Origin of the sequence: Blastococcus sp. TF02A-35 (assembly GCF_004571075.1) — a bacterium.
Classification (GTDB): Bacteria; Actinomycetota; Actinomycetes; order Mycobacteriales; family Geodermatophilaceae; genus Blastococcus.
In genome coordinates, this window is the sequence record NZ_SPQP01000006.1 from 38,720 (window position 1) to 53,907 (window position 15,188).

Consider the following 15,188-nt stretch of genomic DNA (forward strand, 5'->3'; position numbering starts at 1 on the left):
CCACCCGGTGCCGACCGTTCCGCCGACGCTGATCGAGCGGGTCACGTACCTGCTCTGCGACGCCGACGGCAACCTCTTCCCGTCCGAGGAGCCGGCGTTCGACGCGTCGGCCGAGGTGACCAACACCTTCCTCGCCTCCGTCGGCATCGACCGCCGGTACACCGCCGACGAGCTCCGGCACGTCGCGACCGGCATGAACTTCCGGACGACGGCGCTGACCCTCGCCGCCGACGCCGGCGTCACCGACGTCGACATCGAGCCCTGGGTCGCCGAGGAGCGCCGGGCGGTGACCGCCCACCTGGGCGCCACCCTCACGCCCCACCAGCCGACCATCGACGCCCTCGCCGCGCTCTCCGGGGAGCTGGAGCTGGCCGTGGTCAGCTCCAGCGCGCTCTCCCGGCTCGCGGCGTGCTTCACCGCCACGGGCCTGGACGACCTGCTCCCGCCCGAGCGGCGGTACAGCGCCGAGGACTCGCTGCCGGTGCCGACCAGCAAGCCCGACCCGGCGGTCTACACGCACGCCTGCGCGGACCTGGGCATCGAGCCGGAGCAGGGGCTGGCCGTCGAGGACGCCGTCGCCGGCGTGCGCTCGGCCGTCGGTGCCGGGTGCCCGGTGGTCGGCAACCTGCTGTTCGTGCTGCCCGCCGAGCGGGCCGAGCGTCGCGAGGCCCTGCTGGCGGCCGGCGCGCTGGCCGTCGTCGAGTCCTGGCAGGAGCTGGCCGACCTGGTGCTGCCGGTCGTCTCCGGCCGTCCCGGCGCCGGCGAGGCGCTGGCGGGGGCCGCCCGGTGAACATCGTCTTCGTGGCCTTCCGCGGCCACTTCTCCGACAGCCCGCGGGCGATCTACGAGGCCCTGCTCGAGCGGGGCACCGACGCCACCTGCACCTGGCTGTCGGCTCCGCACACCCAGGCGACGTTCCCGGCCGGGGTGGACACCGTGACCTTCGGCTCCCCCGAGTGCATCGCCGCGCTCGAGGCCGCGGACCTGGTCGTCTCCAACGACCACATCCCGCTGGACTGGGAGAAGAAGGCGGGCGCGACCTACCTGCAGACCTGGCACGGCACGATGCTCAAGCGCATCCACAACGACGTGCTGTGGGCGCCGGAGGGCCGGCTGGCCTACCTGGACCAGGACATCGCCCGCTGGGACCTGCTCCTCTCCCCCAACGCGGTCACCACCGAGCGGCTGCGGAAGTCCTTCGGGTTCACCGGGCCGGTCCACGAGACGGGACTGCCGCGCAACGACCTGCTCTCCAGCCCGCGGCGCGACGAGGTGCGCGCCCAGGTGCGCGCCGACCTGGGCATCGGGCCCGGCCAGACGGCGGTGCTCTACACGCCGACCTGGCGCGACAAGCTGGTCTTCGAGAAGGCGGGCTCCCAGGACTTCGAGTTCGCCATCGACCTCGAGGACTTCTCCGCCCGGCTCGGTGACGACCACGTGCTCCTGCTGCGGCTGCACAACATGGTCATGGACCGGCTGGAGGTCGTCGACGGCTCTGCGGTGCGCGACGTGTGCAGCCACCCCGACATCCGGGACCTGTACCTGGCGGCGGACCTCATGGTGACCGACTACTCGTCGACGATGTTCGACTTCGCGATCACCGGCCGGCCGCTGCTCTTCTACACCTACGACCTGGAGAGCTATCGCGACGAGCAGCGCGGCTTCTACTTCGACCTGGAGGACGTCGCCCCCGGCCCGCTGGTGCGCGACAGCTCCGAGCTGGTGTCCGCGATCGCCGACGTCGACCGGCTCCGGTCGGAGTACGCGGAGCCCTACGCCCGCTTCCAGGAGACGTTCTGCCACCTCGAGGACGGCCACGCCACCGAGCGCGTCCTCGACCTGATCCTCCCGTCCGCATCCGCGTCCGGGCAGTCCACCAGCATTTCCGAGGGAGATGATGTCCGTGCGGACCGGTGACCACGTCCTCAACCCCATTCGTCGGGGTGGATCCCCCTCGTCGGCCCGCACGGCGAGCCGACGGACCCCGTCCCAGTCGGTCCAGGTCGTCATCCTGGCCGCCGGGATGGGCACCCGGCTGGGGCGCAAGGACCCCAAGCCGCTGACCCAGCTCAACGACGGCCGCAGCATCATGCAGCGCCAGCTGGACGGGCTGCGCTCCGTCTTCGGCGCCGAGGTCTGCGTGACCGCGGTGGTGGGCTACCGCAGCAAGCGGATCATGAAGGCCGCCCCCGAGCTGCTCTTCACGTACAACCCCGACTTCGCCGTGACCAACACGTCGAAGAGCCTGCTCCGGGGCCTCCGCACCACCCGCGAGGGCGGCGTCCTCTGGCTCAACGGCGACGTGGTCTTCGACCCGGCCGTGCTCGAGGTGGCCCAGCCCTACATCGCCGCCGACCAGAGCTTCGTCTGCGTCGACACCAGCACGGTCGCCGAGGAGGAGGTCAAGTACACCCTCGACGGCGACGGGTACATCCGCGAGCTGTCGAAGATCGTCCGCGGCGGGCTCGGCGAGGCGGTGGGCATCAACTACATCTCCTCCGCCGACAAGGCCACGCTCATCGAGCACCTCGAGCAGTGCTCCCACGAGGACTACTTCGAGCGCGGCATCGAGACCGCGATCGCCGAGCGAGGCCTGCGCGTGCTGCCGGTGGACATCTCGCAGTACTCCGCGGTCGAGGTCGACTTCGACGGCGACCTGCAGCGGGCCAACTCGCTGTTCGGCGGCGACGCCCCGAACATCGTGGCCGAGCTGAGCTGACCACCCGCCCCGACCGGCGAGGCGCGCGTCCCCCTCAGGGGCGCGCGCCTCGTGCGTTCAGGGGACGGGGACGGCGTGGCCCGCGGCCGGCTCGCCGGCCTCGCGGAAGCGGCGGGCCGCCGCGATCCCGCCGACCACCAGCCCCACGCCGAGCGCCGCGAGCAGCGTGACCGCCGCGCGGGCGAGCAGCTGCGGGCCGGCCGAGGCGACGTTGGCCGACCAGAGGACGTCGACGTCCGGCAGCCCCTGCACCAGCAGCAGCCAGCCGCCCACGACGGCGAGCAGCCCGGTCATCGCACCCCGGCCGCGCCAGGCCGCCCGGACGCCCAGGACCGCGCAGAGCAGCGCCGCCGAGGCCGGCATCAGCGCCGAGACCACCGCGCCGACGTGCGAGCCGGTCGTGACCGACGGCTCGGGGGTCGCCACGGCGTGCCAGAGCGCGGCGACCGCGCCGACGGCGAGCAGCGCGCCGAGCGGACGCGGGGAGCGGGCCACCAGCCCCGCCGCGGCGGCGGCCACCACGAGGGCGGCCACGAGCGGCCAGGACAGCCAGGGCGAGGGCGGCGGGCTCCAGGTGAGCACCCCGGCGACCTCGGCCTCCGTGCTCCCCTGGCGCAGCGGCACGACCCACTCCGAGACGACGTGCTCACGGGTGGGGTCCTCGGCCACCCGCGGCGGGAGGACGCCCTCGCTCATCCAGTGCGTGCGGTGGTCGTGCCAGACGTACTCCGACCGGGTGGAGACCTGCTCCCAGTCCGGCGCCGCGGCGGGGTCGGCGGAGCCGGGGATCGGCGTCCGGCCGTAGCGGTCCAGGTTGATCCAGGTCGCCGGGCTGTTCGCGTTGCGCCAGACGCCGTCGGGGCCGATGCGCAGGTAGGGCTCGTCCGAGTAGCCCGGCACCAGGACCTCGGTGCCCGAGTCGTTGACCAGCTCGAGCTCGTCGCCGAACTGCAGGATCCGCACGGTCACGCCGGGCAGCGCCGGCGTGACCGAGACGATCCGGCCGTCGAAGTCGCTGCCGGCCGCCTCTCCCCCGACGTGCGCCGACGCCGGCCCGGCCAGCGCCAGCAGCGCCAGGACCCCCGCCAGGACGACCAGCAGCCGAGCCGGCGCGCGGCTCACGCGCCCGCCACCCGCCGGAGGTCGTCGGCGATGTCGCGGGCGCTGTTCTCGCCGTCGAAGGCCACGCGCGCCTCGTCGTCCTCGCCGTACAGCAGCAGCAGCGTGGAGTGCAGCCGGCCCTCGTCCTCGGCCTGCGGCACCCCGGCGGCGAGCTGCGCCTGGTCGATGGCGTCCTGGTCGCCGGTGAGGCCGATGAACGAGGTCGGCAGGCCCGAGTCGAAGCGCCCCAGGTACTCGCCGAGGACCTCGGGGGTGTCGGTCGCGGGGTCGGTGGTCACGAACACCACCTGCACCTGCTCGGCCAGCTCCCGCTCCAGCCCGCTGAGGGCCACCATGACGTCGGCCATCGTGGTCGGGCAGATGTCGGGGCAGTCGGTGTAGCCGAAGAACAGCAGCGTCGGCCGGCCCGCCGTCTCGGCCGCGAAGTCGTACGTGGCACCGGTGGTGTCGGTGAGCGTGAACTTCGGCCGGCGGTAGGGCTCGTTGAGGTCGATCCCCGCGTAGACGTCGTCGGGCCCCTCGACCGTGGCCGGGGCGTTGCCCGAGTGGTCGTGCCCGCCGCTGCTGCCGCCGTCCTCCGACGTCCCGCACCCGGTGGCGAGCAGAGCCGCCGCGAGGAGGAACGCCGGGAGCGTTCGGGAGGGACGTCGGCGGACGGCGGAGCTCACGAGGACACGGTACGTCGGTTGGCCCGCACGCCGAGGACCACACCGGCGAGCGCCGTGAGGAACGCGAGGATGGCGAAGAACAGCGCGAGCGCGCCCGGGTCGTCGGTGTGACCGCCCTCGTGGGCGGCCTCCTCGGCAGTGGCGCCGTCGGTGGTGGCGTCGTCGGCGGCGGCGTCGCCGTGGCCCCCGGCCGCGGCGGTCAGCGTCAGCACCGGCGCGGGGCGCTCGGGCTCCTCCTGGCCCTCGACGGTCGGCTCGATCCAGGCCGACTCGCTACCGTCGCTGTAGGTCTGCACCGCCGGGAAGCTGAGCTGGTCGACGTCGGGGAACTGGCCGCCGGAGAGCGCGAACTCCTGGAACTGGCCCGGGGCGATGCCCACGCCGTCGGTCGCCCGGAACTCGACGACGGAGACGTAGGCGGTGATCTCCTGCCCGTGCACCTCCAGCGGCTCGTCCAGGTCGGCCGTGGTCATGGAGACCGTCCACCCGGGGACCGGCTGCGCGCGCAGCGAGCCCATGGCGGCGTCCTCGGGGATCTGGATGCGCAGCGCCACCGTGCTGGCCGTGTCGCTCTCGTTCGGCACCCGGAACGTCAGCTTCCCATAGCCGCCGGGGGCGGCGTCGGCGGAGGAGACGGTCACGTGGGCCGAGGCGGTGGCGGAGAGCACCACGGTGGCGGCGAGGGCGCTCACGACGGCCGTCAGGAGGACGGCGAGGCGGGTGAGCGGGCGGGGCAGGGACACAGGGCTCCTGTTCGTGGACGGGGACGTGCAGGTCGGGGTGGTGCGGACGGGGGTCACCGCACCGGGAAGTCGGTGGCTGCGGTGAGGGCGGTGAACTCGTCGAGCCGGACGGTGACCGTGAGGGTCCAGGTCCCGGCGCCGGGGATGGCCATGCCGTCGCCGACGAAGTGGCCGGGCCCCGCGGGCTCGAGGTCGACGTCGAGCGGTCCGATCTCCTGGCTCCGCTCGGTGAGCGTCACGCGGATCTCCGCGGGCTGGGTGAGCCGGCCGGCGTCGTCGAACAGGTAGACGTGCAGCGAGTTCTCCCCCGGGCGCGCCGGGTCGACCGACACCTGCACCGTCCCGGAGGCGGCAGCGGTCCCACCCTGCAGCGGCAGCACCGTGTCGACCGGCTGCGCGACCGACGACCGGGCCGGCGGCGTGCCGACGAGCACCGCGGTCAGCGCGAGCACGACGGCGGCCAGCCCGGCCTCCACCAGCAGCGAGCGCCGCAGCGAGGGCAGGTGCGCGACGGCGTTCTCCGCCTGCACCCGGTCCCGGTCGGCCGCGGCGGCGAGCTCCTGCGGGCCCGGCTCGGCCGAGGTCGTCGCGGAGAAGGCGTGCACGGTCAGCGTTCGGCGCCGGCGGGGCGGGCGGATGCCGAGCCGCTGCTGCACCCACACCCGCGAGACCCCCGCGGCCGCCAGGGCGACCACCACCAGCAGCAGCTTGCCCATGAGCAGCTGGCCGTAGCCGGTCGCGGCGAGGGCCGTGGGCGAGCCGACCTCGCGCACCGACTGGACGATGCCGGAGATGACCAGGACGCCGACGGCGCCGAAGGCCAGCCGCGAGAAGGCGGGCAGCGCCGTCGCCACCTCCGACGGCGGCGTGCCCGGCCGGACCAGGGCCAGCAGCAGGCCCGCCAGGCCGCCGAGCCAGACGCACATCGCCGCGGCGTGGACCGAGGCCATGAGGACCGCCAGCGCCGGCCACGGGCCGGCCACCGGGTGCCCCGTGGCGGCGGTCGCGACGACGAGCCCGACCGCGACGCCACCACCCACCGCCAGCAGGGCGCGCGGCGGCTGCTCGGCCCTCCGGGGCACGCGGCGCAGGACGAGCAGCAGCGCCACCGCGAGAACCGCGCGGGCCAGCGCGGCCCACCCGGCCTCCGAGCGCAGCGTGGCGCCCAGCAGCGACGGGTCGGCCACGGACGCCGGCCCGGAGCCGGCGGCGTAGGGGCCCTGCAGCACGAACGTGGCCAGCGCGCCGACCACGACGGCGACCGCACCCGCCGACGCCGCCCGCCGGAGCCGGGCCGACGCCCAGCCGGCCGGCCAGCAGGCCGCGGCCAGCACCGGCGCACCGACCGCGAGCGCCAGCCCGGCGAAGCCGAGCCACCGGGCGGCGGGCAGCACGGTGGCGACGACGGGGTCGGTGTCGTCCTCCACCGCTCCGCCACCGGCCGACAGCAGCTCGCCGTCGCCGACCGCGAAGGAGAACGCGCCGGCGACGGGGTGCGAGTCGGCCGAGATGACCCGGTAGGTCACGAGGTAGCCCCCGTCGGGCAGCTCCCCGCGCAGCGGGACGGTCAGCACCGCGCCGTCGACCTCGGGCGCCCCGGCGTCCACCCGCTGCTGGTCGCCGTCGAGCACCCGGGCGTACCCGGCCCCCAGCGACACGCCCTCGCTGAACGTCAGCGTGACCTGGTCGGGGGCGGCGTCGAGGCGCGCCCCCTCCCCCGGCTCGGTGGACACCAGCGTGGCGTGCGCGGACGCCGGCGCCGCGGTCACGATGCCGGCGCCGAGCCAGCCGGTGAGCAGCAGCGCGAGCAGGAGGGCGGCGCGCCTCACGCGGTCACCGGCTGCGCGGCCACGGCCGGGAGGTCGCGGCGGCGCCGTCCGCGCCAGGCCACGGCCGCCACGGCGGCCACCCCGACGAGCAGCACGAGGTGCGCCCCGGCCCGGTCGGCGTGCACGTGCCCGGCGCCGAGGTCGGCCACGGTGACCGAGACGAGCAGGGCGGTGAAGGAGAGGAGGAACGGCAGGGCGCCGGCGGCGAGCCGGGGAGCGGCGGCGACGGCGAGGAAGGAGGCGGCCAGGGCGACGTTCCAGGCCCCGGTCTCGTGCGCCAGGTGGACCGGCGCGCTCATCGCGCCGGCGCCGTGCACCAGGACCGGCCAGGCGAGCGCGGCCTGGGCGACGCCCACGACCAGGAGCAGCAGCCGCAGGCCGGTGCCGGTGAGGCGGGCACGCGCGGCGGCGCGCGCGCCGGGGAGCTCGCCGGGCAGCGCGCCCAGGACGGTCGCGGTGAGGTCGGGGACCGGCGGCGCAGCGGCCAGCCGCGCACGACGGGTCACCCGCTCGGCGTCCACGGCCCAGACGGAGCACGAGGCACACGCGCCGAGGTGGCCGTCGAGCTCGGCGACGGGCATGCCGAGGGGCTCTCCGTCGAGGCGCGCCGACAGCGCCTCGCGGTACATCTGGCAGGACATGGTTCATTGGTCGTCATCGGACGCCGTCCGGTTCCCGCCGTGCGGGACTTTCTTCCCGCACCGAGGGCGAGGGCATGGACGACCTGGCGCGCACCGCCGCGGGCGACCCGCTGGCCGCCGCCACCCTGGTCCGCGAGACGCAGTCCGACGTCTGGCGGCTGTGCGCGGCGCTCGGCGACCGCGACACCGCCGACGACCTGACGCAGGAGACCTACCTGCGGGCCTTCGCCGCGCTCCACCGGTTCGAGGGCCGCTCGTCCGTGCGCACCTGGCTGCTCTCGATCGCCCGCCGCGTGTGCGCCGACGCCGTGCGTTCCCGCCGCCGGCGGCGGCTCACCCTGGTCCGGGAGACGACGGACCTCGAGCTCCTGGCGACCGAGGCGACGGCGGACGACGTGGGCGAGGGCGCCGCCGTCTCCGACCTCCTGGCCCGCCTGGACACCGAGCGGCGGGAGGCGTTCGTGCTCACCCAGCTGCTGGGCCTGTCCTACGCCGAGGCCGCGGAGGTCGCCGGCTGCCCGGTGGGCACGATCCGCTCGCGGGTGGCGCGCGCCCGCGCCGACCTCGTGGCGTCCCTCGCCAGGGTGAGCGAGGACGCCGACCGGGGCGATGCGGCTCACAGCTGACGCCCCGGTGAACGACGGGTGACGGTTGGGCGACCTATGCTGCCCGACGGCCGTGCGTCCGCCCCCGGCGACCGCGGTCCGTGCCCTCACCCGAGACGGAGCCCACCCGCGTGCCCTTCAGCCTGTCGCCCAAGGACTCGAGCTTCTACCCGTTGTTCACCGCCTCCGCGGAGAACCTGGTGGCGGCCACCGACGTCCTGAGCGAGTTCATCCACGACCACGCGCGCCGCGAGGAGCTGGCCGGCCGCCTGCGCGACCTCGAGCACGCCGGTGACCAGACGACCCACGCGATCTTCCGCCAGCTCAACACCAGCTTCGTCACGCCGTTCGACCGCGAGGACATCTACTCGCTGGCCAGCAACCTCGACGACGTCATGGACTACGTCGAGGCCGCCGCCGACCTGGTCATCCTGACGGGGCTGGGCACCCTGCCCGCCGAGATGAGCCAGCAGGTCGCGCTGCTGCAGCGCTGCGCGCAGACGACCGCCGAGGCGATGCCGCGGCTGAGGACCCTGAAGGACCTCTCCGACTACTGGATCGAGGTCAACCGGATCGAGAACGAGGCCGACAAGCTCTACCGGCGGCTGCTGTCCCGGCTCTACAGCGGGGAGTTCGACGCGCTGGAGATCCTCAAGCTCAAGGAGGTGGCCGACCAGCTGGAGGAGGCCGCCGACGCCTTCGAGCACCTGGCCAACGTGGTCGAGACGATCGCCGTCAAGGAGTCCTGAGCCAGCATGGACAGCTTCTGATGGACGCGGCCTTCATCGGTCTGGTCATCATCGTCCTGGTCGCCCTGGCCTTCGACTACACCAACGGCTTCCACGACGCCGCCAACGCCATCGCGGTCGCGGTCTCCACCAAGGCGCTCACCCCCCGCGTGGCGCTCGCCCTCGCCGCGGTGATGAACCTGATCGGGGCACTGCTCTCCACCGAGGTCGCCAAGACCGTCGGCGCCGGGATCATCGACCCGCCCGAGGGCAGCGGCGGCCTGGAGATCGTCTTCGCGGCGCTCATCGGCGCGATCACCTGGAACATGATCACCTGGTGGTACGGGCTGCCCTCGTCGTCGTCCCACGCGCTGATCGGCGGCCTCGTCGGCGCAGCGCTGGCCGCCGCCCACTCGGTGCAGTGGATGGGCGTCCTCGAGAAGGTCATCATCCCGATGATCGTCTCGCCGCTCGTCGGGTTCGGCCTCGGCTACCTGTTCATGCTGGTCCTGCTGTGGACCTTCCGGCGGGCCAACGTGTCCCGCGCCAACCGCAACTTCCGGTACGCGCAGATCGTCAGCTCGGCGACCATGGCCCTGGGCCACGGCATGCAGGACGCGCAGAAGACGATGGGCATCATCACGCTGGCGCTCTTCACCGCGGGCGAGATCGACAGCTTCGAGGTCCCGTTCTGGGTGGTGCTCGCCGCGGCCGCGGCCATCAGCGCCGGTACCTACGCGGGCGGCTTCCGGATCATGCGGACGATGGGGCGCCGGATCATCCAGCTCACCCCGGCCGGCGGGTTCGCCGCCCAGACGGTGGCCTCCAGCGTCATGGTCACCACCGCCACCGTGTTCGCCGTCCCGGTCTCCACGACCCACATCACGACCACCTCGATCATGGGGGTCGGCTCCACGCGGCGGCTGTCCGCGGTGCGCTGGGGCGTCGCGGGCAACATCGTGGTCGCCTGGGTCGTCACCCTGCCGGCCGCCGCGGCGGTGGCCGCGGTGGCGTACTTCCTCACCGAGCTGGTCGTCTGACGCAGCCGGCTCCCCGACGGCCCCCCTCCGCAGCAGTGCGGAGGGGGGCCGTCGTCGTCTCGTGGGAAGCCTCGTCCCACTGGCTGGACGGCCGCATTGACGCATAAGTGCATCGATCTGGTAGACATTCACCCGTGACCGCGCGCCCGACGATGCTGCTCCTCGTGAGCCGCCTGCACGTCGACCTGCTGCGCGTCTGCACCGCCGCCTGTCGAGGCTGCTGATTCCCGCGCCCTCCGGCGCGCCCCCGTCTCACCCTCCCCCGCTGTTCTTCCGCGTGCGCCCGTGCGCGCCGCGTTCCTGAGACCCGGAGTCAGTACACGTGAAGACCCTCATCCTGATCGCCCTCGCCGGCCTGGGTGCCCAGCTCGTCGACGGCAGCCTCGGCATGGCGTACGGCGTCACCTCGACGACGCTGCTGCTGGCCCTGGGCACCAACCCCGCCGCCGCGTCGGCCACGATCCACCTCGCCGAGATCGGCACCACGCTGGCCTCGGGCCTGTCGCACTGGAAGTTCGGCAACGTCGACTGGAAGGTCGTCGCCAAGATCGGTGTGCCGGGCGCGGTCGGCGCCTTCGCCGGGGCCACGTTCCTGTCCAACCTGTCGACCGAGGTCGCCGCCCCGGTCATGTCGCTGATCCTGCTCACCCTGGGCGCGTACATCCTCGTCCGGTTCACCCTGCGCGGCATCGACCGGCGCAACCTGGGCAAGCCGGTCCGCAAGCGCTTCCTCAGCCCGCTCGGCCTGGTCGCCGGCTTCGTCGACGCCACCGGCGGTGGCGGCTGGGGCCCCGTGGGCACCCCGGCGCTCCTGGCCAGCGGCCGGATGGAGCCGCGCAAGGTCATCGGCTCGATCGACACCTCGGAGTTCCTCGTCGCGCTGGCGGCAAGCCTCGGCTTCCTCTTCGCGCTGGGCTCGCAGGGCATCAACATGCTCTGGGTGGTCGGCCTCCTCGGCGGCGGGCTGGTCGCGGCGCCGATCGCCGCCTGGCTGGTCCGGCACATCCCGCCGCGGCTGCTCGGCTCCCTGGTCGGTGGTCTCATCGTGGTCACCAACACCCGCACCATGCTCCGCAGCGACTGGATCGACGCGGGCGACGCCACCCGCTACACGGTCTACGCCGTCCTGTACGCCGTCTGGGCGCTGGCCGTCGTCCACTCCTTCCGCCAGTACCGCAAGGACAAGGCGCTGGAGTCGGCCGACGCCATCGCCGAGGTGGCCGAGCGCAACGTCGTCGCCGAGGCGGACGAGGCGCCGGTCACCGGCGGGGAGCCGGTCGGCGCCGGCCGCCCCAGCGACCCGCGCGACTGAAGCACTACCCCGTTCCCCTCACCCCTCGCGCGCTCGGGACGAGCCTCCGAACGGGGCGGCCCCGCCCGGCAGCTGCCGGGCGGGGCCTCTCTCCCTGTCACCGGCCGGCGGCGAGGAGCCGCTGCTCGAGCTCGTCGGGCAGCCCGGGCGCGGGACGGTGGGCCGGCACCGGCGGGCGCTCCGAGGACCGCATCCACGCCCAGGTGTCGGCGACCGTCGCCTCCAGCTCACGGCTGCCCAGGCCCAGCCGGCGGGCGCGGGTGGTGTCGACGTCCCAGGCGGTGCGCGCCTCCTCCTGCCGCAGCCAGAGCGGCAGGTGCACCCACTCCTGCACCCCGACGGCGAGGAGCTCCTCCTCGGGCACCGGGACCCACTCCGCGTCGCTGCCGGTGACCGCCCGGCACACCTCCAGCAACCCGCCGTAGGTGGTCATGCCCACGGGGCCCGTGGCGTTGACCGCGCCGCCCTGGCCGCGCTCGGCCATCCCCACCAGCCACCGGGCGAGGTCGCGCGCGTCGACGAGCGAGATCGGCTGGTCCAGCCCCTCGGCGGGAACGACGACGCGGCCGCCGCGGGCGATGCGGTCCAGCCACCAGCCGAGGCGGTACACCGGGTCGTGCGGGCCCACGATCAGCCCCGCCCGTGCGGTCACGAACGTCGGGCCCACGGCAGCGGACAGCACCCGCTCGGCGTGCGCCTTGTTCGGCCCGTAGTCGTCGTCCCCGGTGTCCCACGTCGGCTCGGCGTCCTCCTGCCCGACCGGTCCCGGTGGCCAGTTCCGGTAGGCGTTCAGGCTGGAGACGAAGGCGTAACCGTGCACGCCGGCCAGTACCGCGGCCGCATGCTCCGCTGCCGCCCGCGTCTGGCACGAGGTGTCGACGACGAGCTCGGGCTGCCAGCCGTCGAGCGCCTCGCCGAGCGCCGCCGGGTCGTCGCGGTCGCCGTGCAGCGCGCGGGCACCCTCGGGGGGCTGCCCGGTCAGCCCGCGCGTCAACGTGGCGACGTCGTGGCCGCGGTCGAGCGCCGCCGCTACCACGTGCCGGCCGAGGAAGTGGGTGCCGCCGAGGACGAGGAGTCTCATGGCGGCGACTCCAGCCGACCCGCTCCCCCGCCGTCCAGCGGGTTCGCCCACGGCAGGAACGCTCTGGGCTGAACGGCTACACGGCGCGGGAGGCGGGGACCTGCGGGAGCGGGGTCGACCGGGCGGCGGCGAGCACCATCTGCGGGGACGACGGCAGCCCGCGACGGGTGCACAGCCGCAGCGCCCGGGCGCCGGTGAGGACGTCGGTCTCCGGCGGGACCACCAGCAGGTCGGCGCGGCGCGTGCCGCCGCCCCAGGTCAGGCACACGACGCCGGGGTCCATGCTGCGGAAGCCCCCGGTGCGCACGGTGCGGCCCAGCACCTCCAGCTTGCGCGGGGCCGGCTGCCACGCCTCCAGGGCGTAGGTGAATCGCTCGACGCGCACACCGCGCCGCTCGAGCGCGGCGATCAGCTCCGGGAGCTCCACGGCCAGGTCACGGCTGCGCGGGAACCACGCGCCGTCGAAGGCGGAACGGCCGGCACCGGCGTCGTCCCGCAGGCTCACCCGGACGTCGATCCCGCCCCGGAAGCCCTCGCTCGCCGCAACCGCACGGGTGATCGTCGTCATCAGCCTTCGGCCGCCTCTCGTCGCTCGCCGCGGGGCACGGTGGTACACGGCCCCGAGACGAACGTAGGCCTCCCCGCAGGCCGCGCCCGGCGCGTGCCTCTCCGGCGCGGCGGGCGGTATCGGCAGGTCATCACGATTCGTGACCTCCCGACCACGACGACGCCCCCGCCCCGCACGATGCGGGACGGGGGCGTCGGAGCGAGCCGCTGGAACGGCCCGGCGGAAGCCGGGTCCGGTCAGGGCTTGGGCTTGCGGTTCTTCGCCTTGCCGCGCTCGGTCTGGTCCAGCACGACCTTGCGGATGCGGACGCTGCCCGGGGTGACCTCGACGCACTCGTCCTCGGCGCAGAACTCCAGCGCCTGCTCCAGGTTGAGGATCTTCGGCGGGATCAGCCGCTCCAGCTCCTCGGAGGTGGACTTGCGCATGTTGGTGAGCTTCTTCTCCTTGGTGATGTTCACGTCCATGTCGTCGGGACGCGAGTTCTCACCGACGATCATGCCCTCGTACACCTCGGTGCCCGGCTGGACCATGAGCTGGCCGCGCTCCTGCAGCGAGAACATCGAGTACGTCGTCGCCACGCCCTGGCGGTCGGCCACGAGGGAGCCGGTGGGACGGGCGCGCATCTCGCCCAGCCACGGCTCGTAGCCCTCGAGGTTGTGGTTCAGCACGCCGGTGCCGCGGGTCTCGGTGAGGAACTCGGTGCGGAAACCGATCAGGCCGCGGGAGGGGCAGATGTACTCCATCCGCGCCCAGCCGGTGTCGTGGTGCACCAGGTTCTCCAGGCGCGCCTTGCGGGTGGCCAGCGCCTGCGTGAGCGTGCCGACGTACTCGCCGGGCGTGTCGATCGTGACCCGCTCGACCGGCTCGTGGAGCTTGCCGTCGATCATCTTGGTGACGACGGTGGGCCGGCCGACGGTGAGCTCGAACTCCTCGCGGCGCAGCTGCTCGACGAGGATGGCCAGGGCCAGCTCGCCACGGCCCTGCATCTCCCAGGTGTCGGGACGGTCGGTGGGCAGCATGCGCACCGAGACGTTGCCGACGAGCTCCTGGTCGAGGCGGTTCTTGATCAGGCGCGCGGTGAGCTTCTTGCCCGACTTGCCCGACAGCGGCGAGGTGTTGATCCCGATGGTGATCGAGATCGACGGCTCGTCCACCGTCAGCGGCGGCAGCGGGCGGGGGTCGTTCGGGTCGGCGAGGGTGTCGCCGATCATGATGTCCTCGATGCCGGCGATGGCCACGAGGTCGCCGGGGCCGGCGCTCTCGGCCGGGGTGCGGGTGAGGCCCTCGGTGACCAGCAGCTCGGTGATCTTGACGTTCTTGATGGTGCCGTCGATCTTGCACCAGGCGACCTGCTGGCCGCGCTTCATCTCACCGGAGTGGATGCGCAGCAGGGCGAGACGGCCCAGGAACGGCGAGGCGTCGAGGTTGGTGACCTGCGCGCGCAGCGGCTCCTCGGCGTCGTAGGACGGCGCCGGGATGGTGTCCAGCAGCGTCTTCACCAGGGGCGCCAGGTCGGGGCTGTCCGGCACGGTGCCGTTCTCGGGCCGGTTGAGCGAGGCCTGGCCGGTGCGGCCGTTGCAGTAGACGATCGGGAACTCGAGGGCGTCGGCGTCCATGCCGGCGTCCTCCATGAGCTCCATGAACAGCTCGTAGCACTCGTCGACGACCTCTTCGATGCGGGCGTCGCCACGGTCGGTCTTGTTGACCGCGAGGATGACCGGCATCCCCTTGCCGAGCGCCTTGCGCAGCACGAAGCGGGTCTGCGGGAGCGGGCCCTCGGAGGCGTCCACCAGCAGGACGACGCCGTCGACCATCGACAGGCCGCGCTCGACCTCACCGCCGAAGTCGGCGTGGCCGGGGGTGTCGACGATGTTGACGACGACGGGGTTGCCGTGGTCGTCCGCCAGGCGGATCGCGGTGTTCTTCGCGAGGATGGTGATGCCGCGCTCGCGCTCGAGGTCCATCGAGTCCATCACGCGGTCCTGCGTGGAGTCGTTGTCCGTCCCCTCGCCCTTGGCGCGGCCGAGCGCGCCGGCCTGGCGGAGGAGGGCGTCGACCAGGGTCGTCTTGCCGTGGTCGACGTGGGCGACGATCGCCACGTTGCGCAGGTCGTTGCGGGTGGGCATGCGGAA

Annotated in this window: 15 protein-coding genes; 7 read left to right on the top strand and 8 right to left on the bottom strand. The window is 73.9% G+C overall.

Going from position 1 to position 15,188, the window contains the following annotated elements; genetic code table 11:
• Nucleotides 1-7: 7 nt before the first annotated feature.
• The 3 genes from E4P43_RS04245 to E4P43_RS04255 are packed head-to-tail and all read left to right on the top strand — an operon-like array spanning nucleotide 8 to nucleotide 2,719.
• On the top strand, nucleotides 8-790 hold the full coding sequence (locus tag E4P43_RS04245; RefSeq protein ID WP_135144175.1) for an HAD family phosphatase: 783 nt from the start codon (nucleotides 8-10) through the stop codon (nucleotides 788-790).
• Nucleotides 787-1,917 (top strand): CDP-glycerol glycerophosphotransferase family protein, encoded by a 1,131-nt coding sequence (locus E4P43_RS04250; protein ID WP_135144176.1) that lies wholly within the window; start codon nucleotides 787-789, stop codon nucleotides 1,915-1,917. The genes E4P43_RS04245 and E4P43_RS04250 overlap by 4 nt, the downstream gene beginning before the upstream one ends.
• Nucleotides 1,898-2,719 carry a phosphocholine cytidylyltransferase family protein gene (locus tag E4P43_RS04255; RefSeq protein WP_135144177.1) on the top strand — a complete coding sequence of 274 codons (822 nt, stop codon included), beginning with the start codon at nucleotides 1,898-1,900 and terminating at the stop codon, nucleotides 2,717-2,719. The genes E4P43_RS04250 and E4P43_RS04255 overlap by 20 nt, the downstream gene beginning before the upstream one ends.
• 57 nt (nucleotides 2,720-2,776) lie before the next feature.
• Here the strand turns inward: E4P43_RS04255 and E4P43_RS04260 are convergent, their stop codons facing one another.
• Genes E4P43_RS04260 through E4P43_RS04280 form a run of 5 tightly spaced genes read right to left on the bottom strand, consistent with a single transcriptional unit; the run spans nucleotide 2,777 to nucleotide 7,722 of the window.
• Nucleotides 2,777-3,841, bottom strand: a complete 1,065-nt coding sequence (locus E4P43_RS04260) for a hypothetical protein (RefSeq protein ID WP_135144178.1) — start codon at nucleotides 3,839-3,841, stop codon at nucleotides 2,777-2,779.
• A complete protein-coding gene (locus tag E4P43_RS04265) occupies nucleotides 3,838-4,509 on the bottom strand; it encodes an SCO family protein (RefSeq protein ID WP_135144179.1) in 672 nt (223 codons plus the stop codon). Before E4P43_RS04265 ends, E4P43_RS04260 begins: the two co-directional genes overlap by 4 nt.
• Entirely contained in the window at nucleotides 4,506-5,252 is a 747-nt protein-coding gene (locus E4P43_RS04270) for a YcnI family protein (RefSeq protein ID WP_135144180.1), read from the bottom strand. Before E4P43_RS04270 ends, E4P43_RS04265 begins: the two co-directional genes overlap by 4 nt.
• Before the next feature lie 53 nt (nucleotides 5,253-5,305).
• The gene (locus tag E4P43_RS04275; protein ID WP_135144181.1) at nucleotides 5,306-7,081 is read right to left on the bottom strand and encodes a copper resistance protein CopC; all 1,776 of its coding nucleotides are present in this window, start codon (nucleotides 7,079-7,081) and stop codon (nucleotides 5,306-5,308) included.
• Complete coding sequence (locus E4P43_RS04280) at nucleotides 7,078-7,722, bottom strand: zf-HC2 domain-containing protein (protein ID WP_135144182.1); 645 nt, start codon at nucleotides 7,720-7,722, stop codon at nucleotides 7,078-7,080. The genes E4P43_RS04275 and E4P43_RS04280 overlap by 4 nt, the downstream gene beginning before the upstream one ends.
• A gap of 74 nt (nucleotides 7,723-7,796) precedes the next feature.
• On the opposite strand from E4P43_RS04280, the gene E4P43_RS04285 reads away from it, so the two are divergent.
• The 4 genes from E4P43_RS04285 to E4P43_RS04300 all read left to right on the top strand — a co-directional run bounded on the left by E4P43_RS04285 (nucleotide 7,797) and on the right by E4P43_RS04300 (nucleotide 11,407).
• Nucleotides 7,797-8,348 carry a sigma-70 family RNA polymerase sigma factor gene (locus tag E4P43_RS04285; protein WP_135144183.1) on the top strand — a complete coding sequence of 184 codons (552 nt, stop codon included), beginning with the start codon at nucleotides 7,797-7,799 and terminating at the stop codon, nucleotides 8,346-8,348.
• 110 nt (nucleotides 8,349-8,458) lie between these two features.
• A complete protein-coding gene (locus tag E4P43_RS04290) occupies nucleotides 8,459-9,076 on the top strand; it encodes a DUF47 family protein (protein ID WP_135144184.1) in 618 nt (205 codons plus the stop codon).
• A gap of 20 nt (nucleotides 9,077-9,096) precedes the next feature.
• Nucleotides 9,097-10,095 carry an inorganic phosphate transporter gene (locus E4P43_RS04295; protein ID WP_135144185.1) on the top strand — a complete coding sequence of 333 codons (999 nt, stop codon included), beginning with the start codon at nucleotides 9,097-9,099 and terminating at the stop codon, nucleotides 10,093-10,095.
• Between the two features lie 322 nt (nucleotides 10,096-10,417).
• Nucleotides 10,418-11,407, top strand: a complete 990-nt coding sequence (locus tag E4P43_RS04300; RefSeq protein ID WP_135144186.1) for a sulfite exporter TauE/SafE family protein — start codon at nucleotides 10,418-10,420, stop codon at nucleotides 11,405-11,407.
• Between the two features lie 97 nt (nucleotides 11,408-11,504).
• Here the strand turns inward: E4P43_RS04300 and E4P43_RS04305 are convergent, their stop codons facing one another.
• The 3 genes from E4P43_RS04305 to typA form a co-directional block, all read right to left on the bottom strand.
• The gene (locus tag E4P43_RS04305; RefSeq protein WP_135144187.1) at nucleotides 11,505-12,488 is read right to left on the bottom strand and encodes an NAD-dependent epimerase/dehydratase family protein; all 984 of its coding nucleotides are present in this window, start codon (nucleotides 12,486-12,488) and stop codon (nucleotides 11,505-11,507) included.
• Between the two features lie 76 nt (nucleotides 12,489-12,564).
• Nucleotides 12,565-13,056: a DUF5994 family protein gene (locus tag E4P43_RS04310; RefSeq protein WP_135144188.1), complete on the bottom strand. Its 492-nt coding sequence runs from the start codon at nucleotides 13,054-13,056 to the stop codon at nucleotides 12,565-12,567.
• A gap of 236 nt (nucleotides 13,057-13,292) precedes the next feature.
• Nucleotides 13,293-15,182, bottom strand: coding sequence for a translational GTPase TypA (gene typA, locus E4P43_RS04315; protein WP_135144189.1), 1,890 nt, complete (start codon nucleotides 15,180-15,182; stop codon nucleotides 13,293-13,295).
• Between the last annotated feature and the right edge of the window lie 6 nt (nucleotides 15,183-15,188).